17 protein-coding genes and 1 riboswitch are annotated in these 21,287 nt (G+C 66.5%); of the genes, 10 read left to right on the top strand and 7 right to left on the bottom strand.

The annotated features are described in order from the left end of the window. Positions 1 to 575: 575 nt before the first annotated feature. Complete coding sequence (locus RBB18_RS06660) at positions 576 to 899, bottom strand: BrnA antitoxin family protein (protein ID WP_103762249.1); 324 nt, start codon at positions 897 to 899, stop codon at positions 576 to 578. A 150-nt stretch (positions 900 to 1,049) separates the two neighbouring features. Between RBB18_RS06660 and RBB18_RS06655 the strand changes: the two genes are divergently transcribed. Both RBB18_RS06655 and RBB18_RS06650 read left to right on the top strand, forming a co-directional pair. Continuing rightward, a complete protein-coding gene (locus RBB18_RS06655; RefSeq protein ID WP_306112079.1) occupies positions 1,050 to 2,216 on the top strand; it encodes an NAD(P)/FAD-dependent oxidoreductase in 1,167 nt (388 codons plus the stop codon). 117 nt (positions 2,217 to 2,333) lie between these two features. Continuing rightward, the gene (locus RBB18_RS06650) at positions 2,334 to 2,897 is read left to right on the top strand and encodes a L,D-transpeptidase (RefSeq protein WP_103762502.1); all 564 of its coding nucleotides are present in this window, start codon (positions 2,334 to 2,336) and stop codon (positions 2,895 to 2,897) included. 154 nt (positions 2,898 to 3,051) lie between these two features. On the opposite strand, the gene RBB18_RS06645 is transcribed toward RBB18_RS06650, so the two are convergent. Further along, positions 3,052 to 3,729, bottom strand: a complete 678-nt coding sequence (locus tag RBB18_RS06645; protein WP_103762247.1) for an arylesterase — start codon at positions 3,727 to 3,729, stop codon at positions 3,052 to 3,054. Here RBB18_RS06645 and RBB18_RS06640 point away from each other — a divergent pair. The 3 genes from RBB18_RS06640 (at position 3,728) to RBB18_RS06630 (ending at position 7,894) form a co-directional block, all read left to right on the top strand. After that, on the top strand, positions 3,728 to 4,426 hold the full coding sequence (locus tag RBB18_RS06640; RefSeq protein WP_306112078.1) for an ABC transporter ATP-binding protein: 699 nt from the start codon (positions 3,728 to 3,730) through the stop codon (positions 4,424 to 4,426). The genes RBB18_RS06645 and RBB18_RS06640 overlap by 2 nt on opposite strands. Then, the gene (locus RBB18_RS06635; protein WP_306112077.1) at positions 4,423 to 6,924 is read left to right on the top strand and encodes an ABC transporter permease; all 2,502 of its coding nucleotides are present in this window, start codon (positions 4,423 to 4,425) and stop codon (positions 6,922 to 6,924) included. The genes RBB18_RS06640 and RBB18_RS06635 overlap by 4 nt, the downstream gene beginning before the upstream one ends. Before the next feature lie 94 nt (positions 6,925 to 7,018). Further along, positions 7,019 to 7,894 carry an inositol monophosphatase gene (locus RBB18_RS06630; RefSeq protein WP_306112076.1) on the top strand — a complete coding sequence of 292 codons (876 nt, stop codon included), beginning with the start codon at positions 7,019 to 7,021 and terminating at the stop codon, positions 7,892 to 7,894. A gap of 348 nt (positions 7,895 to 8,242) precedes the next feature. Here the strand turns inward: RBB18_RS06630 and gcvP are convergent, their stop codons facing one another. The 3 genes from gcvP to gcvT form a co-directional block, all read right to left on the bottom strand. Continuing rightward, on the bottom strand, positions 8,243 to 11,095 hold the full coding sequence (gene gcvP, locus RBB18_RS06625; protein WP_103762243.1) for an aminomethyl-transferring glycine dehydrogenase: 2,853 nt from the start codon (positions 11,093 to 11,095) through the stop codon (positions 8,243 to 8,245). Between the two features lie 153 nt (positions 11,096 to 11,248). Next, the gene (gene gcvH, locus RBB18_RS06620; RefSeq protein WP_103762242.1) at positions 11,249 to 11,608 is read right to left on the bottom strand and encodes a glycine cleavage system protein GcvH; all 360 of its coding nucleotides are present in this window, start codon (positions 11,606 to 11,608) and stop codon (positions 11,249 to 11,251) included. A 17-nt stretch (positions 11,609 to 11,625) separates the two neighbouring features. Continuing rightward, positions 11,626 to 12,750 carry a glycine cleavage system aminomethyltransferase GcvT gene (gene gcvT, locus RBB18_RS06615; RefSeq protein WP_306112075.1) on the bottom strand — a complete coding sequence of 375 codons (1,125 nt, stop codon included), beginning with the start codon at positions 12,748 to 12,750 and terminating at the stop codon, positions 11,626 to 11,628. A gap of 155 nt (positions 12,751 to 12,905) precedes the next feature. Beyond that, positions 12,906 to 12,992: riboswitch (glycine riboswitch) on the bottom strand. A gap of 130 nt (positions 12,993 to 13,122) precedes the next feature. Here gcvT and RBB18_RS06610 point away from each other — a divergent pair. Next, a complete protein-coding gene (locus RBB18_RS06610; RefSeq protein WP_103762241.1) occupies positions 13,123 to 13,713 on the top strand; it encodes a gamma-glutamylcyclotransferase family protein in 591 nt (196 codons plus the stop codon). 719 nt (positions 13,714 to 14,432) lie between these two features. Here RBB18_RS06610 and gltX read toward each other — a convergent pair. Together gltX and RBB18_RS06600 are read right to left on the bottom strand one after the other, a co-directional pair. Further along, positions 14,433 to 15,758: a glutamate--tRNA ligase gene (gene gltX / locus RBB18_RS06605; RefSeq protein ID WP_306112074.1), complete on the bottom strand. Its 1,326-nt coding sequence runs from the start codon at positions 15,756 to 15,758 to the stop codon at positions 14,433 to 14,435. Positions 15,759 to 15,812: 54 nt separating this feature from the next. Then, positions 15,813 to 17,141 (bottom strand): MFS transporter, encoded by a 1,329-nt coding sequence (locus tag RBB18_RS06600; protein WP_306112095.1) that lies wholly within the window; start codon positions 17,139 to 17,141, stop codon positions 15,813 to 15,815. A gap of 138 nt (positions 17,142 to 17,279) precedes the next feature. Between RBB18_RS06600 and RBB18_RS06595 the strand changes: the two genes are divergently transcribed. The 4 genes from RBB18_RS06595 (at position 17,280) to RBB18_RS06580 (ending at position 21,286) form a co-directional block, all read left to right on the top strand. Next, a complete protein-coding gene (locus tag RBB18_RS06595; protein WP_306111877.1) occupies positions 17,280 to 18,194 on the top strand; it encodes an MBL fold metallo-hydrolase in 915 nt (304 codons plus the stop codon). 39 nt (positions 18,195 to 18,233) lie between these two features. Continuing rightward, positions 18,234 to 18,629 carry a metallopeptidase family protein gene (locus tag RBB18_RS06590; RefSeq protein ID WP_103762237.1) on the top strand — a complete coding sequence of 132 codons (396 nt, stop codon included), beginning with the start codon at positions 18,234 to 18,236 and terminating at the stop codon, positions 18,627 to 18,629. Positions 18,630 to 18,716: 87 nt separating this feature from the next. Then, on the top strand, positions 18,717 to 20,162 hold the full coding sequence (locus RBB18_RS06585; RefSeq protein WP_306111876.1) for an amidase: 1,446 nt from the start codon (positions 18,717 to 18,719) through the stop codon (positions 20,160 to 20,162). A gap of 62 nt (positions 20,163 to 20,224) precedes the next feature. Next, positions 20,225 to 21,286 carry an ABC transporter ATP-binding protein gene (locus RBB18_RS06580; RefSeq protein ID WP_306111875.1) on the top strand — a complete coding sequence of 354 codons (1,062 nt, stop codon included), beginning with the start codon at positions 20,225 to 20,227 and terminating at the stop codon, positions 21,284 to 21,286. The last annotated feature ends 1 nt before the right edge of the window (position 21,287 follow it).

Raw genomic sequence — 21,287 nt, 5'->3', positions numbered from 1 at the left:
CCCGGATGCCAGGTCCCGATGCACCGAAGAATACGTCCAATCCGTTGGTTCTACCACGAACCCATGCTTGACCGGGTTCATCCAGCAACACCGCATCGTAGTCTTCCGGGCCACGCACATGATGCTCCCAAAACCGCCGCTGCCAGATCCCGGCATCCCTTTTCCGGCGCTTGCTCTCCGACCGGCGTAGGGTGGGGTTCCACCCCACCGCATGTCCCGTCTCCTTTGCCAAGGTGGGGTGGAACCCCACCCTACAGTCATCCCGCAGGCTCCGCGTGAACCGCGACTTGATCGCGCCCCACCGCGTCGAGAAATCATGATCTCCCTCCGGCAAGGTCCAAACAGCATGCAGGTGATCCGGCAAGACCACCCAGGCGTCGATATGAAACGGCCGCTCGACCCGAGTCCGCCGGACCGCCGCACGCAAACGCGCGATCTCATCCACCAGCAATCGGCTCCCCCGTTCCGCAAGGGTCATGGTGAAGAACACCGTTGCACCGGGAACGTTCGGTCGGAGGTAATTAGACATCCCCCAACCCTGAACGAAACATGATTAAGAAAAGGTTGCCTCTCCCCTACTCCCCCATCCCAACCCTCTCCCGCAACACCTCCTCCAACCGCACCTCCTTCGCCAGATGCATCTGCATATACGTCGCCAGCAGCCGGTTGATCCGCCCCTGGTACCCCTTCCCCATCGCCCGGTAGAACCGCGCCACTGACCGGTCCAGATACAGCGTCACCTTCTCCTTCGGCTCCTCCACCGGCACGTCCATCTCCAGCGTGTGCCACGCCTCCGGGATCTCGTCCGCGATCGTGTCGGGGATCCAGCTTTCCTGCTGCAGATAGATCAGGCTTTGCATCAGGCTGGCGCGGGCGGCGCGTTCGGTCTTGGTGGGCATGGCGGGCTCCTCTGTGGCGAGCCCGCATCCTCGCCCCAAACCCTTACCGGAACTTAACCCCACCGCACCGCCGCGTTACCACCCGGATACCGACGTGATACCGACACGTCTTTCCGCGCCCCTCGGGATGCTCTATCTCCCCTGTCCAAGATGCCCGATTTCGACCTTGTCATCCTCGGCGCCGGCCCCGCCGGAACCGCCGCCGCCATGCAGGCCCGCACGCTTGGCCTGAGCGTTGCGCTGGTCGACAAGGCATTGTTTCCACGCCAGAAACTCTGCGGCGGGCTTGTGACAGGCCGCTGTGCGGCGCATCTGTCCGACATTTTCGGCATGCAGATCACCCCGGACCTTTTCGAGACACGGCGGAATTTCGAATTTCACCTGAAAGATCAATATCTTGGAGACCTCCAGGACGTCCCGCCACTGCACCTCACCATGCGTTGGGACTTCGATCATCACCTGCTGAAACAGGCCCTTGCCGCCGGGGCCGCCGACTATACCGGTCACCGCATCGAAGCCCTTGATTTCAAAAACAATAAAGTCAATCTGGCCGAGGGCGAACCCCTCTCCTACAAGCTCCTCATCGCCGCCGACGGCGTTCAAAGCCCGACCGCCAAGGCCTTGTTCGGCAAACCTTTTTCCCAAGACACCATCGGTTTCGCGCTGGAGGTCGAAGGCCCCGCGCAAGCCCCGACCGAGGCCACGCCCATCCGCATAGACTTTGCCGCCGCCGACTGGGGCTACGGCTGGTCCTTCCCGAAAAAATCCAGCACGACCATAGGCTTGGGTGGCCTGCACGCCCAAAACCCCAACATGAAATCGCACCTCGCCACCTATCTGGACAAGCTGGGAACCGGTCAGACCGCCAAGGTCAAAGGCCATTTTTTGCCCTTCGGCGCCCCAAGGCCCATCCCCGGCAAGGACAATGTCCTGCTCGCGGGCGACGCCGCCGGCCTTGTCGACCCGATCACCGGCGAGGGGATCGGCCACGCCATCCACTCCGGCGCCCTCGCCGCCCGTGCCGCGAAAACCGCGCTGGATCAAGGGGATGCCCAGCGCGCCCTTCCGCTCTACACGACCGCGACCAAGCCGATCCGCCGCGCCATCGCGCAGGCCCGCCTGTTGCGTCCGCTGATCTTCTCGGCACGCTTGCAGCCGTTTTTCGCCCGTACCTTTACAGCCTCGCAAACGCTCAAACGCGACTATATGCACCTGCTTTCAGGCGATATCGAGTATCCGGCCCTCCTGCGCCGCACCGCTCTCCGCCTGCCGCGCGCGGCAATCCGTTACCTCTCTGCCGCAGCTTCGGGAAACTGACGCTTGACGGTCACAGAATCGCTTGCCCTACCGCCATTCACTTGTTTTTGATTTCTAAATGCTCATGTGGCGGAATATCGCCACACCCACATGCCGCCGTTTCGAGGGGAAGAAAACATGATGAATCGCCGCCAATTCGTGGCCACCGCGGCCGCGGCTGCCACTGCGCCCGCGCTGCCTGCCGCCGCGCAGTCGTTCCAGATCGCTCCAAAATACATGCCGCAGGATGTGAACATCTCGGCCCAGTATGCCCCCGGCCAGATGCTGATCCTGCCCAAGGCGCATTTCCTGTACCTGATCACCGAGCAGGGCCGCGCCCGCCGCTACGGCGTGGGCGTCGGCAAAGCCGGCTTGGAGTTCACCGGCCGCGCCACCATCGACGTCAAGAAAAAGTGGCCGACTTGGCGCCCGACGCAGGAAATGATCGAGCGCGAGCCCAAGACCTATGCCAAGTTCAAGGGCAACGACTACGTCCAGCCGGGCGGCAAGGGCAACCCGCTGGGCGCACGCGCGCTCTACCTCTTCCAGAACGGTCGTGACACGTATTTCCGCATCCACGGCACCACCGCACCCCGCTCGATCGGGCGCTCGGTGTCCAACGGATGCATCCGTATGATCAACGAGCACGTGATCGACCTTTACGAACGCGTGCCGCTGGGCACGGTGGTCACGGTTCTCTAAGAGACCTGCGCGGAACCAAGGCGCGGCTTGTCGCGCCCCCGCGCAAGCGACGGGCCGCCAACGTCAGCCGCCAAACTTCCCGTCCCGGGCTTGACCCGGGACCGCTTCCTCGGGTTCAGACTGAGATCCGGCCAAGCAGGAAAGCCCCGCGACCTCACTCCACCCGGTCAGCCAGATCCGCGACCGCCGGCCCCATCGCCTCGACGATCCGGGCCACGCCCTCGGCATTCGGATGAATCCCGTCCGACTGGAAATACCCCTGCAGCTCGGATGGATCCCCCTCGCCCAACCCTTTGAAGAAGCTCTCGAAATAAAGCGCGCCGAACTCTTGCGACAACTCCGGGTACATCGCGTCGAACGCCGCCTTGTAATCCGGCCCGAAATTCGTCGGCGCCTGCATCCCCACCATAAGCACCGGCAGGTCTTGCCCCTCGGCCACCTCCAGGATCGTCCTCAGGTTCGCCCGCGCCTCGCCCGGGTCCAACCCGCGCAGCATATCGTTGCCGCCCAGCGCCACGATCATCGCGTCGACCTCGGGCGTCAGGCTCCATTCGACCCGCGATGCGCCACCGGCAGTGGTATCTCCCGACACGCCCGCATTGATGACCTCGGCCGCGACGTCGTTCTCTTCCAACCAGCTTTCCAGCTGCGGCACGAACCCGTCGTCCTGCGCCAGCCCGTAGCCCTGCGTCAGGCTGTCACCCAGCGCCAGGATCGTCACCGGCTCTTCACCAAATGCCGGTAAACCAAGGAAAACAAGCGCCGCAACCTTGCCCGCCAAGGCCCGGACCCCATATGTGAAACGACGAAAAGCAGACAGGCAGAACCCCATGACAGACCCCGTGTTATCGCTACGCGAGGCCGCACTCTCGCTGCAAGGCAATGCAGGCCCCGTCGACATACTTGAGGCGATCAGCCTCGATGTCCACCGCGGCGACACACTCGGGCTGGTGGGGCCGTCGGGTTCCGGCAAATCCTCGCTGCTGATGCTGATGGGCGGGCTGGAACGCGCCACCGGTGGCACGGTCACCGCCTTGGGCCAAGACCTCACGACAATGTCCGAGGATGCGCTCGCCCGCCTGCGCCGCGATCATATCGGCGTGGTCTTCCAGTCCTTCCACCTTATTCCAACCATGACCGCACTGGAAAACGTCGCCACCCCCCTCGAACTGGCCGGCAATCCCGACGCCTTCACCCGCGCCGAGGAGGAGCTGACAGCCGTGGGCCTGGGCAAACGCCTGAACCACTACCCCTCGCAACTCTCGGGCGGCGAGCAACAGCGCGTGGCATTGGCCCGCGCCGCCGCCCCGCGCCCCGATATCCTGCTGGCGGACGAGCCCACAGGCAACCTCGACAGCACCACCGGCACCGCCATCATCGACCTGCTCTTCGGTCTTCAGGACCGCCACGGCGCCACGCTGGTCCTCGTCACCCACGACCCCGGCCTCGCCGACCGCTGCGCCCGCGTGGCCGAGCTGAGCGATGGCCACCTTTCCGAGCGTCAGCCCCCCAAGGCCCGCACCGCATGAAACTCCGGCTCGCCGCACGCCTTGCGGCCCGCGAACTGCGCGGCGGCCTGCACGGGTTCCGCATCTTCCTTGCCTGCGTGATCCTCGGCGTCGCGGCCATCGCCGCCGTCGGCACCGTCCGCCAGAGCATCACCGAGGGCCTCGCCCAGGAAGGCGCCACGCTCTTGGGCGGCGACGCGGAAATCGAACTGACCTACCGCTTCGCCAACCCGGACGAGCTTGCGTGGATGCAAGACACCGCCACGCAAGTCTCCGAGATCGCCGATTTCCGCTCCATGGCCGTCTTCGGCGAGGAACGCAGCCTGACGCAGGTGAAAGCCGTCGACACCGCCTATCCCCTCGTGGGCACGGTGGGCCTTTCCCCCGACATTCCCCTGAATGAGGCGCTGGTGAATGATGGCCTCGTCATGCACCCCACCCTGGCTGACCGCCTTGGCGCGACCCCCGGCGACACCGTCACGCTGGGCTCCAAATCTTTCACCTTGCGCGCCATGATCGAGCGGGAACCCGACAGCCGCACCGGCGGCTTCGGCCTCGGCCCCCGCACCATCGTCATGCGCAGCGCGCTGGACGGCGCGGGATTGCTCGAACCCGGCACGCTCTTTTCCTCGCATTACCGCCTCGACCTGCCCCCCGGCACAAATCTCGACGCCATCCGGGCAAAGGCCGAGGACGCCCTCGAAGGCAGCGGCATGCGCTGGTCCGACGCCCGAAACGGGGCGCCGGGCGTGGCCGAATTCGTCGAGCGTCTCGGCGCGTTCCTGATCCTCGTGGGCCTCTCCGGTCTGGCCGTCGGCGGCGTCGGCATCTCCGCCGCGCTGCGCGCCTATCTGTCGGGCAAGACGCAGACCATCGCCATCCTCCGCAGTCTCGGCGCGGACCAACGCACGATCTTCCTCACCTACCTGATGCAGGTCGCCGTTCTGGGCGTCCTTGGCATCACCCTCGGCCTCGCCCTCGGCGTCGGCCTGCCGGTGCTGCTGTCGCCCATCATCACCGCGCAACTGCCGGTGCCTGCCGTCTTCGCCCCCTACCCGGGACCCATGGCCGAGGCCGCGATCTACAGCGCCCTCACCATCCTCATCTTCACGCTCTGGCCGCTCGCTCAGGCCCGCGACATCCGCCCTGCCGCGCTTTACCGAGACGCCGACACGTCCGGCACGATCCCCGGCGCGGGTTTCATCCTGACCACCGCCGCCCTCGTCGCGGCCCTCGTTTGGGTCGCTGCATGGTTCTCCGGCAACGCGACCCTGACCTACTGGACGGCAGGCTCCATCGCCGCCGCCCTCGTCGTGCTGGCCCTCGCCGGCCTTGCCCTGCGCGCCGCCGCCCGCAAAATGCGCCCGCTGGCCCGGGGCCGCACCGCGCTCGGCTGGGCGCTCGGCGCCATAGGCGGCCCGCGCAGCACCGCCAGCGCCGTGGTCCTGTCGCTCGGCCTCGGCCTGTCCGTCCTTGCCGCCGTGGGCCAGGTCGACCGCAACCTGCGCGACGCCATCACCCGCGACCTGCCCACCCGCGCGCCCAGCTTCTTCTTCGTCGACATCCAGCGCGACCAGATGCCCGACTTCTCGGCTCGGCTCGACAGCGACACCGGCGTCACCCGCGTCGACGCCGCCCCCATGCTTCGCGGTATCCTTTCCGAGATCAACGGCCAGCCCGCAGCCGAGGTCGCCGGCGATCACTGGGTCCTGCAAGGCGACCGCGGCGTCAGCTATGCCGCCGCCCTGCCCGACCGCAGCACCATCACAGGTGGCAACTGGTGGCCCGAGGACTACTCCGGCCCGCCCCAGGTCAGCTTCGCCGCCGAAGAGGCCGAAGAAATGGGCCTGAGCCTTGGCGACGAGATCACCCTCAACATCCTCGGCCGCGACCTGACGGCGGAAATCACCTCCTTCCGCGAGGTCGATTTTTCCACCGCCGGCATGGGCTTCATCATGATCCTGAACGAGGCCGCGCTGGTGAACGCCCCGCACAGCTATATCGCCACGGTCTACTCCGACGCCGAGTCCGAAACCGCCATCCTCCGCGACCTCTCGCGCCAGTTCCCCAACATCACCGCCATCTCGGTGCGCGACGCCGTCTCCCGCGTCAGCGACCTTCTGGGCAGTCTCGCCTCGGCCACCGCATGGGGCGCCGCCGCAACGCTACTCACCGGCTTCATGGTGCTGATCGGCGCCGCCGCCGCCGATGCCCGCGCCCGCAGCTACGAGGCGGCGATCCTCAAGGTGCTCGGTGCCAGCCGCGCCCGCATCCTCTGGGGTCTTTCCCTGCGCGCCGCGCTCCTCGGCGCAGCGGCGGGCAGCGTCGCACTCGGTGCTGGCATCGCCGGCGCCTGGGCGGTCAGCCACTACGTGATGGAAACCTCTTTCGCCGTGGCCTGGCCCCCCGCACTCGGCATCGTCGCGGGCGGCGCACTGATCAGCCTGCTGGCGGGCCTCGCCTTTGCCCTGGGCCCCATCTCGGCCCGTCCCGCAAAAGTTTTGCGCAGCCGCGAATAACCGCCCATCCCGTACCCCGATCCGGTTGCGATCCGGCGCGCGCGGTGGCACTTAATCCGCATTCCCTCACCTTCGAGTCGTACAAGGAGCGTCCATGACGGAAACCCTGCCCATCCCCGTGTCATCGCCGCTGACAAAGGCGCAGAAGGCTGCGCTCGTCAACCTTGTCCGCCGCGCCGCCCGGGCCGAGGTCATGCCCCGCTTCCGCAACCTTGCCGCCGCCGACATCACCTCGAAATCCGGTCCCGACGACCTGGTGACCGAGGCCGACCACGCGGCCGAGGCCATGATCGCGCGCGGCCTTCAAAAAATGTTCCCCCACGCCCTCGTCGTGGGCGAGGAAGCCGCCGCCGCCGACCCTGCCCTGCGCGGCAAGCTGGCCGAGGCCGAACTTGCCTTCATCCTCGATCCCGTCGACGGCACGTGGAACTTCGTCAATGGTCTGGCGGTGTTCGGCGTCATCGTCTCGGTCACCCGCTTCGGCAAACCGGTCTTCGGCCTGCTCTACGATCCGGTGATGGACGATTTCATCGCCGCCGAAGAGGACGGTGCCGCCCAGATGACCCGCGCCACCGGCCGTGCCCGCCCGGTCTCGACCTCGCAAGGCGGCGAGATCGACAGTCTTTCGGGCTACATGCACTTCTCGTTGATGGACCGCGCGGTGCAGGAACAGCTGGCACCGCTTCTCCCGAAATTCGGCCGCACGGGCTCGTTGCGCTGCTCGTGCCATGAATACCGGATGCTGGCGCAAGGCCACGCCGATTTCCTGCTCTCTTCCACGCTCAACCCGTGGGACCACGCGGCGGGCGTTCTGATCGTCCAACGCGCCGGCGGCGTCGTGCGGATGCTGGACGGCCGCGATTACAACGCGGGCATCGAAACCGGCTACCTGCTTGCCGCCGCGAACGAGGCCAGCTGGCAAAATCTGCACGAAGTGTTCTCGATACTGGTCGAGGACGACTCCGCGTAACGTTCAGCCTTCGCACCGGACCTCCAAGCCCGGTGCCTCCCCGTCCCGGACCTGATCCGGGACCTCCGGCACCACGCACCCGCTCGTCAGTCAGACGCAGCGCGGCTGGCGGCGCGGCTTGCAACCCGCAAGCCCCACACCTCTTCTGCACGCCCTCCTCTGCACATCCACAAAATAATTTGAACCCGTCGCGCCCCCGCCGCGACCCATGGGCAATCGTTCGAAGGGCTCTCCCACCTTCCGAACGAGGGTCCCGCCCCTGTCCCGGGCACGACCCAAGGATTTTAGAGAGTGATTTCAGTACCAAAGTAAGGGCGGTCTCCTCCGGGAGGCCGCCTGATTACATGGTCACTCCGCCGCCTCGGCATACTCCTCCATCGGCGGGCAGGTGCACACCAGGTTCCGGTCGCCAAAGACGTTGTCGACCCGGTTCACCGGCGGCCAGTACTTGTCCACCCGGAACGCGCCCGGCGGGAAACAGGCCTGCTCGCGGCTATAGGGCCGGTCCCAGTCCCGCACGAGATCTTCCATCGTGTGCGGCGCGTGTTTCAGCGGATTGTTCTCGCGGTCGCTTTGGCCGTCCTCGATGGCGCGGATCTCCTCGCGGATCGCCAGCATCGCATCGCAAAACCGGTCCAGCTCCGCCTTGGTCTCGGATTCCGTCGGCTCGATCATCAGCGTGCCGGCCACCGGCCAGCTCATCGTCGGCGCGTGAAACCCGCAATCCATCAGCCGCTTGGCGATGTCGTCCACCGTCACGCCCGCACTGTCCGCGAAAGGCCGCGTGTCCAGGATGCACTCATGCGCCACCCGGTCGTTGCGCCCGCGGTAGAGCACGTCATACGCGCCCTCCAGCCGCTTGGCGATGTAGTTGGCGTTCAAGATCGCCACCCGCGTCGCCTGGGTCAGCCCCTCGCCGCCCATCAGCAGCGTATAGGCCCAGCTGATCGGCAGGATCGAGGCCGAGCCGTAAGGCGCCGCCGACACCGGCCCCGGCCCGTCGTCCTGCCCGCGCGGATCGCCCGGCAGATGCGGCGCCAGGTGCGCCTTCACGCCAATCGGCCCCATGCCGGGCCCGCCCCCGCCATGCGGAATGCAGAACGTCTTGTGCAGGTTCAGGTGGCTCACGTCGCCGCCCAGATCCCCGGGCCGCGACAGCCCCACCATGGCATTCAGGTTCGCCCCGTCGATATAGACCTGGCCGCCGTGATCATGGGTGATCTTGCACACCTCCAGCACGGTTTCCTCGAAGACACCATGCGTGCTGGGATAGGTGATCATGCAGCCGGCGAGATTCGCGGCATTGGCCTCCGCCTTGGCGCGGAAGTCGTCAAGGTCGATATCCCCGTTCGCCGCCGACTTCACCGGCACCACTTTCCAGCCCACCATCTGCGCACTGGCCGGGTTGGTGCCATGCGCGGACATCGGAATCAGGCAGACATTGCGATGCCCCTCGCCATTCGCGGCATGATACCCGGATATGGTCAGCAGCCCCGCATACTCTCCCTGCGCGCCCGAATTGGGCTGCATCGACATGTCGTCATAGCCGGTGATCTCGCACAGCCTTGCACTCAGATCGTCGATCATCACGCGGTACCCTTCGGCCTGGTCCTTCGGGCAGAACGGATGCAACCGCGCGAATTCCCGCATGCTGATCGGCATCATCTCGGCGGCGGCGTTCAACTTCATCGTGCACGACCCCAGCGGGATCATCGCCCGGTCCAGCGCCAGGTCCCGGTCCGCCAGCCGCCGCATATAGCGCATCATCTCGGTCTCGGCCCGGTTCATGTGAAAGATCGGATGCTCGAGGTACCCGCTCTTCCGGTGCATCTTTTCGGGCACGCGGTACTCCGGCTTAAAATCCTCGTCCGCCTTCTCAATCCCGAAGGCCCGCCAGACCGCCTCGATATTCTTGGGCCGGGTCGCCTCGTCCAGCGTGATACCGACGCGGTGCTCGCCCACCCGGCGCAGGTTGATCCCCTCGTCCACCGCCGATTTCATCACCGCCGCCTGCAACGGACCCACATCCACCGTGATCGTGTCGAAATAGACCTGCGGGTCCACCTTGAACCCCGCCGCCTCCAGCCCCTTGGCCAGTCGCACGGTCTTGCGGTGAATACGTTGCGCAATGGCCTGCAAGCCCTTCGGCCCGTGAAAGACAGCATACATCGACGCCATCACGGCCAAGAGCGCCTGCGCGGTACAGACATTCGACGTGGCCTTCTCGCGCCGGATATGCTGCTCGCGGGTCTGCAAGGACAGCCGGTAGGCCCGGTTGCCATGGGAATCCACCGACACGCCCACGATCCGCCCCGGCATGGCCCGCTTCATCGCGTCCTTGCAGGCCATGTAGGCCGCGTGCGGCCCGCCATAGCCCATCGGCACGCCGAACCGCTGAACCGAGCCCACCGCGATATCCGCGCCCATTGCGCCGGGTTCCTTCAGCAGGGTCAGCGCCAGCGGGTCCGCCGAGACGATCCCGATCGCGTTCTCGGCGTGCAACGCCTCCATCTGCGGCGTGAAATCCCGCACATGGCCGTAGGTCCCGGGATACTGAAAGAGCGCGCCAAAGACCTTGTCCGCCTCCATCTTCTCCGGGTCGCCCACGATCACCTCGATCCCCAGCGGCGCGGCCCGCGTCTGCACCACCGCGATGTTCTGCGGATGACAATCCCGGTCGACGAAAAACGCCTTCGCCTTCGATTTGGCCACCCGCTGCGCCATGGTCATCGCCTCGGCACAAGCCGTCGCCTCATCCAGCAGCGAGGCATTCGCCACCTCCAGCCCCGTCAGGTCACAGATCATCGTCTGGAAGTTCAAAAGCGCCTCCAGCCGTCCCTGGCTGATCTCGGGCTGGTAGGGCGTATAGGCGGTGTACCACGCCGGGTTCTCCAGAATATTGCGCTGGATCGCCGGCGGTGTGACCGTGCCGTGATAGCCTTGGCCGATGAGGCTCACCAAAACCTTGTTTTGACTCGCGACCATCCGCATCTCGTGCATCAACTCGCGCTCGGACTTGGGCTTGCCGAAATCCAGTTTCTCCGCCTGGCGGATCGATTTGGGCACCGTCTCGTCGATCAGCTGATCGAGATCCTTCACACCCAACGCGGCATACATCTCGGCCATCTCCTCGGGCGACGGCCCGATATGGCGCCGGTTGGCGAAATCATAAGGCAGGTAATCGGTGGGCTCGAACGGCATGGCAGGCACTCCCGGGTGTCGGACAAAAGATTGTGCCGGGGCGGCCGCACCGCCCCCGCTTACTCTGGCTCTAAATATCCCCGCCGAAGGCACAAAAATCTTCGAAAGATTTTTGCCAAAATTTTTCAAAAATTTTGCGCCCGGCGGCGCGGATCAGTCGATGAAATCCTTGTAGGCGGCTTCATCCATGTAGTCGTCCATCGGCGAGGTGTCCGACGGCTTGATCTTGAAGAACCATCCGTCGCCCTCGGGGTCCTCGTTGACCTTGCTGGGCGTGTCGGCCAGCACTTCGTTCACTTCCACGATCTCGCCATCCAGCGGCGCCAGGATATCCGAGGCCGCCTTGACGCTCTCGATCACCACGATCTCGTCGTCCTTGGTCACCTCGGCGCCCACCTCGGGCAGCTCCACGAAGACGATATCGCCCAGCTGCTCGGCGGCGTGGCTGGTGATGCCGACCGTGACGATATCCCCGTCCTGGTCCAGCCACTCGTGTTCTTCGGTGTATTTCATGCAAGTCTCCCTGATGCTCAGCGTTTGAAATTTGATGGCGTGAACGGCATATCCGCCACCCGCACGGGCAGGCGCTTGCCGCGTACCTCGCCATAGAGCGTAGTTCCGGCCGAGGCGTGGCTCGCCGCGACATATCCCATCGACATCGGCGCCTCGATGCTCGGCCCGTAGGCGCCCGAGGTGACATGGCCCACGGCCTCACCGCCCGTCTCGCTGCCGAAAATCTGCGTGCCTGCGCGCATCGGTGCACGGCCCTCGGGGCGCAGCCCCACGCGGCACCGCGCCATGCCGTTCTCCAACTGGTCCAGGATCACCTCCGCGCCGGGGAATCCGCCTTCGCGCTCCCCGCCCCGGCGGCGCACCTTCTGGATGGCCCAGCTCAGCCCCGCCTCCACAGGCGTGGTGCCTTGGTCGATATCCTGCCCGTAAAGGCACAGCCCCGCCTCCAGCCGCAGGCTGTCGCGCGCGCCCAGGCCAACCGGCTCCACCGCCTCGTGCAGCAGCAGCGCCCGCGCCAGCGGTTCGGCCTGCGCTTTGGGCACCGAAATCTCGTAACCGTCCTCGCCGGTATAGCCCGAGCGTGACACCCACAATTCCCCGTAATCCGAGGTGAAAATGCCGGTATCCAGGAATTTCATGATCTCGCAGCCCGCGGCGATCGGCGCCAGCGCATCGACCGCCTTCGGCCCTTGCAACGCGATCAGCGCGCGGTCCGTCACCTCGGTCACCTCGCAATCGGGCAGCCCTTCACGCATCAACGCGATATCATCCGCCTTGCAAGCCGCGTTCACCACGACCAACAGGTGATCGCCCCGGTTGGTCAGCATCAGATCATCGAGGATGCCGCCCGTCTCGTTGGTGAAAAATCCGTATCTCTGTCGCTTCTCGCCCAGCCCCAACAGGCTCACCGGCACCAGCCGCTCCATCGCCTGCGCCGCGCCGCCATGTCCCGCTTCGTGGCGGATCAGGACCTGCCCCATGTGGCTGACATCGAACAGCCCGGCCTTTTGCCGCGTGTGCAGGTGTTCGCCCATGACGCCGCGCTCGTATTGCAGCGGCATCTCATAGCCCGCGAACCCGGTCATCTTTGCGCCCAGCGCCTTGTGCAGGCCCGTCAGCGGCGTCTCGCGCAGATCGTCCAAGTGGCTCTCCTTCGCATCTCGCACCGGGCGCATCTGGCAGGGCAACCGGCATCCGTTCCGCGTCTCGCATGACGCGTTCGATGCCCCCTCTGTCCTTCCGCCTGAGATCGCTATCCCTTCGGCGCCGCGGGTTTTCCCGCGATCTCTCCAGAGTCTTCCATCGGCCGGTCCTTGCGCCTGAGAGTTTCCGGGGCGGTTGCTCCTTCGGCACCGGCAACGCCGGTTCTCCCGTTCCGATACTTTAGTAGCGTAGTGACCGCCCCGCACCTCTGCAAGCAGAATGACAGGCGCCGATCACAGTTTGGTCGCCCCCATTGACCTTTGCCCCCACGCCTGTTGACATCAGGGCAATCGAGAAAGGTGGTACCCCACGTGCAACCCGGATTCTTCTTCGGCTATGGCAGCCTGGTGAATCGCGGCACCCACGCCTACACAGATGCCCACCCCGCACAGCTTTCTGGCTGGCGGCGTGCTTGGCGCAAGACGACGCTGCGCGAGGTGGCGTATCTCACGGCCGTGCCCGACACCACAGCCCAGATCGACGGCCTCGTGGCCGGCGTGCCCGGTGCCGACTGGGCTGCGCTCGACGCGCGCGAGCGCGCCTACAAACGAGTGCCCGCCCGCCACCAGGTCCGCACCCACTTGCCCGAGGACGCCGACCTCGTGGTCTTCGCCATCCAGGACGGCCAGCACCAGACCCCCGACGCCGTCAGCCCGGTTCTGCTCAGCTATATCGACGTGGTGGTCCAGGGCTACCTGCATGTCTTCGGCGAGGACGGCGTGCAGCGCTTCTTCGATACGACCGACGGCTGGGACGCCCCCATCCTCGACGACCGCCGCCGCCCGCTCTACCCGCGCCACCAAAAGCTTCAGCGCAAGGAGACGGCGCTGGTGAACGACATGCTGGATCGCGTCGGCGCCAAGGTGCAGCCGGTGTCGACCTTCAGCCCGCTCAGGGACTAACCCGCACCCCGCGCGAGTGTCGGCATTGCCCCACCTCGCACGACGACACTCGTCAGGGAGATCCCCGCCGATGCAACAGGCGAAACCGTCAGACGCGATCCCGCGCCGACGTCGTCAGCAGTGCGAACAACAGAACGGCAACGATCAGCAGTCCGATCAGTACTATGGCGCTAGACATATCTCGATCCCAGGTAGCGGTGTTGGCAGACCATCTTGATGAGGTGGAATCAGGGCCGGCAACAAGCCTCCCGGCGCAGACCGGCATCGATGTGTTGCTCAAAAACTCGGGGCATCGGCAAAGAAGCACCGATCAGCCGCCAAGGTGCCGCGTTTTTGCCCGAAGGCGGGTCTGACTTGGGTCACGCGCAGCGTTCGCGATGGCAGGTACTCGGCGAAACAGGGTCTCCGGCCATCCGCTGCGCCGTAACCGCGCGTCTGCCATGCGGGCTTTGCCGCCGTTCACGACGGAGGCAATCAGTCAGCCTCTGGGGTGGCGATCCGACGGCAATTTCGAAGCCCTTCATGCCTGCCAAATACATCCTCGGAAGGGTCGTTGCGCCAGCCTCCGCCAAATCGCCAGCCCAAGGGAAGGGCTGACGAGGGCCGGGCCGCGTCGCGGCTGTTAACCGGCTGGGGGCTTGGCAACAATGACCAACACCGGACGTCGCCGCGGCCTCAGCAGACACCTACTCTAGCAGACGTCGCGCGACGACCAGCCTTCAGCCCTTCGCCTTGATCACCTGCAACAGCGGCAGCACCTGGCTCATGTCCGGCCCGTGGTTCTGCCCGGTCAGTGCCTTGCGCAGCGGCATGAACAGGCCCTTGCCCTTGCGGCCGGTCTGTTCCTTGACCACGGCCGTCCACTGCCCCCAGGTGTCGCCGTCATGCGGCCCCTCGGGCAACAGCGCCAGCGCCTCGGCCACGAACTCCCGGTCCTCGTCGTCGATCACCGGCTCGGCCCCGTCGCGGAACATGATCCACCAGCCTTCCAGGTCCTGCAGCGTGGTGATGTTCTCGCGCGTCACGCTCCAGAACCGCTCGGCCTGGTCCTCGGGCACGCCCAGCGCCACGATATGCGCCTTCACGTCCGCAAAGTTGCGCCCCTGCAACACCCGCGCGGTCAGCGGGAACAGGTCATTCGCATCGAACTTCGTCGGCGCCGAGCCGAAGCGCGAGATGTCGAACCCCTCGATCAACTCCGCCATGTCCGTCCGCAACTCCACCGGATCGGCCGAGCCCAGCCGCGCCATCAGCGACAACAGCGCCATCGGCTCCACGCCTTGCGCCCGCAAATCGCGCAGGCTCAGCGTGCCCAGCCGTTTCGACAGCGATTCCCCCTGCGGCCCGGTCAGCAGCGAATGATGCGCGAATTGCGGCACGCTGCCGCCCAGCGCCTCGATGATCTGGATCTGCGTCGCGGTATTCGTCACGTGATCCGACCCGCGCACGACGTGCGTCACGCCCATTTCCGTGTCGTCCACGACCGAGGCCAGCGTATACAGCACTTGCCCGTCGCCCCGGATCAACACCGGGTCGCTGACGCTGGCCGCGTCGATGGAAATGTCGCCCAGGATGCCGTCATCCCACTCGATCCGCTCGTGATCCAGCTTGAATCGCCAGACGCCATCGCCCCGCTCGGCGCGCAGTGCCTCCTTCTGTTCCTCGCTCAGCCCCAGCGCGGCCCGGTCATAGACCGGCGGCCGCCCCATGTTCAGCTGTTTCTTCCGCTTCAGGTCCAGCTCGGTCGGCGTCTCGAACGCCTCGTAGAACCGCCCCATCCCGCGCAGGGTGTCGGCCGCCTCCGCATAGCGGTCCAGCCGCTCCGACTGCCGCTCGACCCGGTCCCAGGTCAGGCCCAGCCATTCCAGGTCTTCCTTGATCGCGTCCACGTATTCCTGCTTCGACCGCTCCGGGTCGGTGTCGTCGATCCGCAGGATGAACGTCCCGCCGGCCTTGCGGGCAATCAGAAAGTTCATCAGCGCGGTGCGCAGGTTGCCGATATGGATGTACCCGGTGGGGGACGGCGCGAAACGGGTGGTTGTCATGGGGTGTCTCCTGTTGCCGCGCCAAATGTCACAAGGGGGGGCGCTTGTCCAGTATCAGCCGTGCGTGGGCCAGCGGTGATGGGTATCGTCGATGATCACCTCGTGAGCATGGCGCGCGCCCTGCCCGTGCGCCTCCAGATGCGGGTGATCGGGCGGCAAGTCGGGATGCCGATGCGTGATCACCCCCTCGGCGTCTCGCGGCCAGACCCGCGACGCCACCGCCACCGCGCCCAGCCCCAGCAAGGCCAGCAGGCCCAGCGCCGGCCCCAGCCCGATTGTCACGCCCGCCCAGCCCGCCAGCGGATAGGTCACCAGCCAGCACGCATGGCTCAGCGCGAACTGCGCCGCGAAGATCGCCGGGCGGTCCCCGGCATGGGCCGAGCGCCGCAACAGCCGCCCCGAGGGTGTCAGGATCGCGGCCCATAGCGCCCCGATCCCGGCCCAGCCCGCCAGCATCGCGCCCCATCCCATGCCCAGCGTCAGCCCGGCCGCCAGCACCAGGCTCAGCGCCACCAGCGCCAGTGCGGCGGCCATAATGACGGGCCGGTCCTCCACCCGGTCCAGAAGGCGCGGCAGGGCCAGCGCCGTCGCCATCGACCCGGCCCCGAAACAGCCCATCGCCACCGCCAGGTCGGTCTCGGACCCGCCATAGCTGCCCCGCACCAGCACCACCGTGTTGACCAGCACGAAGGCCCCGCTCGCCGCCGCCAGGAAATTCAGGGCCAGCAATCCCCGCAGGCGCGGCGTCGCCAGGTAGATCCGTATCCCCCGCGTCACCCGCTCGCGAAACGGTCTTTGCCCCACCCCCGCGCCCACCGGCGGCACGGCTGCGCCCAGGATCAGCAGCGCCGAGGCACAGAATCCCGCCACCGTACCCAGGAACAGCCAGTTGTAACTCATTACCGTCAGAAGCAGCCCCGCCAGCGCCGGGCTCGCAAGGTTCTCGATGTCATAGGCCAGCCGTGACAGCGACAGCGCGCGCGTATAGTCCCCCTCGTCCGGCAACACGTCGGGCAGGGTCGCCTGAAAAGCCGGGGTGAACGTCGCCGACGCCGCCTGCAACGCGAAGATCAGCACGTAGATCTGCCACACCTCGCTCACGAAGGGCAGGCACAGGGCAATGCCCGCGCGCACCATGTCAGCGCCCACCAACACAGCGCGGCGCGGCAGAACCTCGACCGCCGCCTGCATCACCGGCGACAGGCCCACATAGGCCACCATCTTGATCGTCAGCGCCAGCCCCAGCACCACGCCCGCGCGCCCCCCGGCCAGATCATAGGCCAGAAGGCCCAGCGCCACGGTCAACAGGCCCGTGCCCAGCAGCGCCACGACCTGGGCCGCGAAAAACCGCGCGAAAACGGGATGCTTCAGGATCGACCACATGGCCCAAGCCTAGCCCCCCGCCCGCCCGCCGCCAAGCCGCCGGTGCCGCGCCTCAAATTCACGTGAAAGCGGCATGTCGAAGGGGACTTTCGCCCGCACCGTCCTATCCTCTCGCGCGACAGCAACAGGAGGTTTCACATGTCCACCCGCCTTTCCCGCCGCGGCTTTATCGCCTCGGCCACCGCCCTCTCCGCCGCGCCCGCCCTGCCCGCCTGGGCGACCGCGCCCATGCTCGGCGCCGCCACGCCCCCCTTCCGCCGGTTCAAACTGGGCGCGTTCGAGGTGACGACCCTGCTGGCAGGCGAGGCCACCCGCCCCGATCCGCACACCATCTTCGGCCTGAATGTCGAGGAAGAAGAGTTCATCGCCGTCTCCGAAGCCGCGATGATTCCGACCGATCAGGCGCAGTTCTTCTTCACCCCCACCGTGGTCAACACCGGGTCCGAACTTGTGCTCTTCGACACCGGCCTGAATGCCGAGGGCACCACCGCGGCGCTCGAGGCCGCGGGCTACAGCACCGACATGATCGACACGGTCGTCATCACCCACATGCACGGCGACCATATCGGCGGGCTGATGAACGGCGACACGCCCACCTTCGCCAATGCCGCCTACGTCACCGGATCGGCCGAGTTCGACCACTGGGCCGCCGCCGGCGACGAGAACTTCGAGGCCAAGGTCCGCCCGCTGGCCGAGCAGTTCAGCATGATCGGCGACGGCGACGCGGGCTTTTCCGGCCATACCGCCATGGCCGCCTTCGGCCACACGCCCGGCCACATGGTCCACCTGATCGAAAGCGAAGGCGAAAGCCTGATGATCGCCGCCGATTTCGCCAATCACTACGTCTGGTCCCTCGCCCATCCCGACTGGGAGGTGAAGTTCGACATGGACAAATCCGCCGCCGCCCAGACCCGCAAGACGATCCTCGACATGCTGGCCACCGAGAAGATGCCCTTCGTCGGCTATCACATGCCCTGGCCCGCCACCGGCTTCGTCGAGAAATCGGACAGCGGCTACGCCTACGTGCCCAGCTCCTACCAGCTGCGGCTCTGATCGCTTGCGCCTCTCGGGCGCGCAGCATAAATCCTGACCATGCCCGCGCCCGACACCTCTCTCGACTGGATGGAAGACGTGGCCCGCCGCACCGTGGCGGGCTTTCCGCAGGCCTTTGCCGAGGCCGCGCGGGCCGTCGCCATCCACGTCGCCGACTGGCCGGATCACGAGATGCTCGACAGCCTCGACATGACCGACCCAGCCGAGCTGACGGGGCTCTATGACGGCATCCCGATGACGGAAAAGTCGGTTTTCGACCAGCCCACCGGCCCCGATATCGTCTGGCTGTTCCGCGAACCCATCCTGGCGGAATGGCGCGACCGTGGCGACGTGGACCTGGCCGATCTGGTGGCCCATGTGACGGTCCACGAGTTCGCCCACCATTTCGGCTGGTCCGACGACGACATCGCCAGCATCGACCGCTGGTGGGAATAGCAAACCCCGTCCCGGGCCTGACCCGGGACCTCTACCTCTCCCACAACATCCCCTTGCCCCCCCGCACGCCCCGTGCATTCTGACCCCATGCAAGATTACCGCTCCCACGACATGACCTCCCTCGCCGGCCTCGTCGCCAAGGGCGAGGTCACGCCAGACGACCTCCTCGACACCGCCCTTGCCCGGATGCACGCCGTGAACCCCGCGCTCAACGCCGTGGTGCACGACTATTCCGACACCGCCCGCCAGATGATCGCCGACGGCCTGCCCAAGGGCCCGCTCACCGGCGTGCCTTTCCTGCTCAAGGACATGGGCGCGGAATCCACCCAGCATCCCGCCTCGCTCGGCTCCCGCCTTCTGGCCAACACCAGCTACAAGATGAATTCCACCATCTACGACCGGCTGGAATCGTCGGGCCTCGTTACTTTCGGCCGCACTGCCGCGCCCGAGGGCGGCGTGGGCGCGGCGACCGAGGCGGCGGTCTATGGCGGCCCCACCCGCAATCCCTGGGACAGCTCCCGCACCCCCGGCGGCTCGTCCGGCGGCTCGGGCGCGGCGGTGGCGGCAGGCATCGTCCCCGGAGCGCATGGCAGCGACGGCGGCGGCTCGATCCGCATCCCGGCGTCCAATTGCGGTCTCGTCGGGTTCAAGCCCACCCGCGCCATGGTCCCCGACGGGCCCTATGCCGGGGAAGGCTGGGCGGGAATGGCGATCGAGGGCTTTCTCACCCGCTCGGTCCGCGACACGGCCCTCTTGCTCGATATCGTCTGCGGCCCCGACCTCGGCGCGCCCTACGTCGCGCCCCCGATGCCCTGCACCTTCATCGAATCGCTCGACCGGCCCAACGGCCCCCTGCGTATCGCCCTTTGTGACACCACCCTCACCGGCGACCCCATCCACCCCGAATGCCAGGCCGCCGTGCAGGACGCCGCCGCCCTGCTGCAGGAGATGGGCCACCACGTGACCCCGGCCCGCCCCACCGCCGACACGACAGGCATGATGCACGCCTGGACCAAGATCGTCGCCTGCGGCACGGCCTCCTGGGTGCGGCGGGCGCTGGCCAAACGGGGCCGCGACCTGCGCCAGGGCGATCTCGAAGGCGTCGCCCGCGGCGCCGTGGACTACGCCAAGACCGTCAGCGGCACCGATTACCTCGATGCCGTGGAGACCGTGCACGCCTATGGCCGCCAGATGGCCGCGTTCTTCGAGGATCACGACATCCTGCTGACCCCCACCATGGCCGAGCCACCGGCCGCCATCGGCCGCTTCGCCCACGACACCGAGGATTACGTGGCCTACCGCATGGGCGAGGATGGCATCTTCGCCTACTCCCCCTATACCGCGGCTTTCAACGCCACCGGCCAGCCCGCCGTCTCCCTGCCGCTCTGCCGCGGCGCCGACGGCCTGCCCATCGGCATCCACCTCGCCGCCCGGTTCGGGGCCGACACCGCGCTCATGTCTCTCTGCGCCGATCTGGAACGCGCCCGCCCATGGTTTGATCAAATTCCGGCATTGCCCGGTATCGACACCTGAAAATACTTGAATGTCGTGGCCTTGTCGGGAAACACTAAGGTCATGAACATGGGGGACAACGCATGACCGAAGCCGCGGTCGAGGCCCGATCGGCCCGCAAGGAATACGGTGCCGGCGACAAGAAGGTCCGCGCCCTCAACGATGTTTCCCTTGTGATCAACAAGGGCGAATTCTTCACGCTTCTGGGCCCCTCGGGCTGTGGCAAGACCACCCTTCTGCGCCTGATCGCCGGGTTCGAATCGCCCACATCCGGGATGATCCTGCTGGGCGCGCGGGACATCAGCACGATGGCCCCCTACGACCGTCCCGTGAACACGGTCTTCCAAAGCTACGCACTCTTCCCGCATCTCAGCGTGGCCGACAATATCGGCTTCGGCCTGACCATGCAGGGCACGCCCAAGGCACAGGTCGACGCCCGCGTGGCCGAGATGCTGGCCCTGGTCAAGCTGGAGGCCTTCGCAGACCGCAAACCCCAGCAACTCTCCGGCGGCCAGCAACAGCGCGTGGCACTGGCCCGCGCCCTTGCCCCCGCGCCCGAGGTGCTCTTGCTGGACGAGCCGCTTTCCGCGCTCGACCTCAAGCTGCGCAAGGAAATGCAGCTGGAACTCAAGCGCCTGCAAACCGAGACCGGCATCACCTTCGTCTTCGTCACCCACGACCAGGAAGAGGCGCTGACAATGTCCGACCGCATCGGCGTCATGCGCGACGGCGTGATCCTGCAAATCGGCGGCCCGCGTGAGATCTACAACAAGCCCGTCAATCGCTTCGTCGCCGATTTCATCGGCGAAACCAATGTCCTGACCGGCACGGTCGAGCCGGGCGGCGTGCGCCTGCCCACCGGCGACGTGATCGCCGTGGACAACCTCGACGCCGCCTCTCAAGGCGCCCACGTCAGCCTTGCCGTGCGTCCCGAACAGGTCCGCATCGGCGACGGCGCGCTTCGGGGCCGCGTGGCCGAAACCGTCTATTTCGGCACCGACACCCATTGCCACCTGCGCATGTCCGACGACACCGAGGTCGTCGCGCGGATGCAAAGCCCGCCCTCTGGCGACACCGGCCTGACCGCAGGCCAGACCGTCGCCTTCGATTTCGTCCCCGGCGCGGTCCGGGTGCTGGAGGACTAGC

It is taken from the genome of Roseovarius sp. MMSF_3298, from assembly GCF_030733705.1.
GTDB classification, from domain to species: domain Bacteria; phylum Pseudomonadota; class Alphaproteobacteria; order Rhodobacterales; family Rhodobacteraceae; genus Roseovarius; species Roseovarius confluentis.
Note: the sequence above shows the minus strand (reverse complement) of the source record. Positions and strands in the feature narration are given on the sequence as shown.

What these genes read in the sequence shown, in the direction of transcription:
- RBB18_RS06660 (WP_103762249.1), bottom strand. Translation starts at nt 899, where the DNA reads ATGCCCACCAAGACCGAACGCGCCGCCCGCGCCAGCCTGATGCAAAGC.
- RBB18_RS06655 (WP_306112079.1), top strand. Translation starts at nt 1,050, where the DNA reads ATGCCCGATTTCGACCTTGTCATCCTCGGCGCCGGCCCCGCCGGAACC.
- RBB18_RS06650 (WP_103762502.1), top strand. Translation starts at nt 2,334, where the DNA reads ATGATGAATCGCCGCCAATTCGTGGCCACCGCGGCCGCGGCTGCCACT.
- RBB18_RS06640 (WP_306112078.1), top strand. Translation starts at nt 3,728, where the DNA reads ATGACAGACCCCGTGTTATCGCTACGCGAGGCCGCACTCTCGCTGCAA.
- RBB18_RS06645 (WP_103762247.1), bottom strand. Translation starts at nt 3,729, where the DNA reads ATGGGGTTCTGCCTGTCTGCTTTTCGTCGTTTCACATATGGGGTCCGG.
- RBB18_RS06635 (WP_306112077.1), top strand. Translation starts at nt 4,423, where the DNA reads ATGAAACTCCGGCTCGCCGCACGCCTTGCGGCCCGCGAACTGCGCGGC.
- RBB18_RS06630 (WP_306112076.1), top strand. Translation starts at nt 7,019, where the DNA reads ATGACGGAAACCCTGCCCATCCCCGTGTCATCGCCGCTGACAAAGGCG.
- gcvP (WP_103762243.1), bottom strand. Translation starts at nt 11,095, where the DNA reads ATGCCGTTCGAGCCCACCGATTACCTGCCTTATGATTTCGCCAACCGG.
- gcvH (WP_103762242.1), bottom strand. Translation starts at nt 11,608, where the DNA reads ATGAAATACACCGAAGAACACGAGTGGCTGGACCAGGACGGGGATATC.
- gltX (WP_306112074.1), bottom strand. Translation starts at nt 15,758, where the DNA reads ATGACAACCACCCGTTTCGCGCCGTCCCCCACCGGGTACATCCATATC.
- RBB18_RS06600 (WP_306112095.1), bottom strand. Translation starts at nt 17,141, where the DNA reads ATGTGGTCGATCCTGAAGCATCCCGTTTTCGCGCGGTTTTTCGCGGCC.
- RBB18_RS06595 (WP_306111877.1), top strand. Translation starts at nt 17,280, where the DNA reads ATGTCCACCCGCCTTTCCCGCCGCGGCTTTATCGCCTCGGCCACCGCC.
- RBB18_RS06590 (WP_103762237.1), top strand. Translation starts at nt 18,234, where the DNA reads ATGCCCGCGCCCGACACCTCTCTCGACTGGATGGAAGACGTGGCCCGC.
- RBB18_RS06585 (WP_306111876.1), top strand. Translation starts at nt 18,717, where the DNA reads ATGCAAGATTACCGCTCCCACGACATGACCTCCCTCGCCGGCCTCGTC.
- RBB18_RS06580 (WP_306111875.1), top strand. Translation starts at nt 20,225, where the DNA reads ATGACCGAAGCCGCGGTCGAGGCCCGATCGGCCCGCAAGGAATACGGT.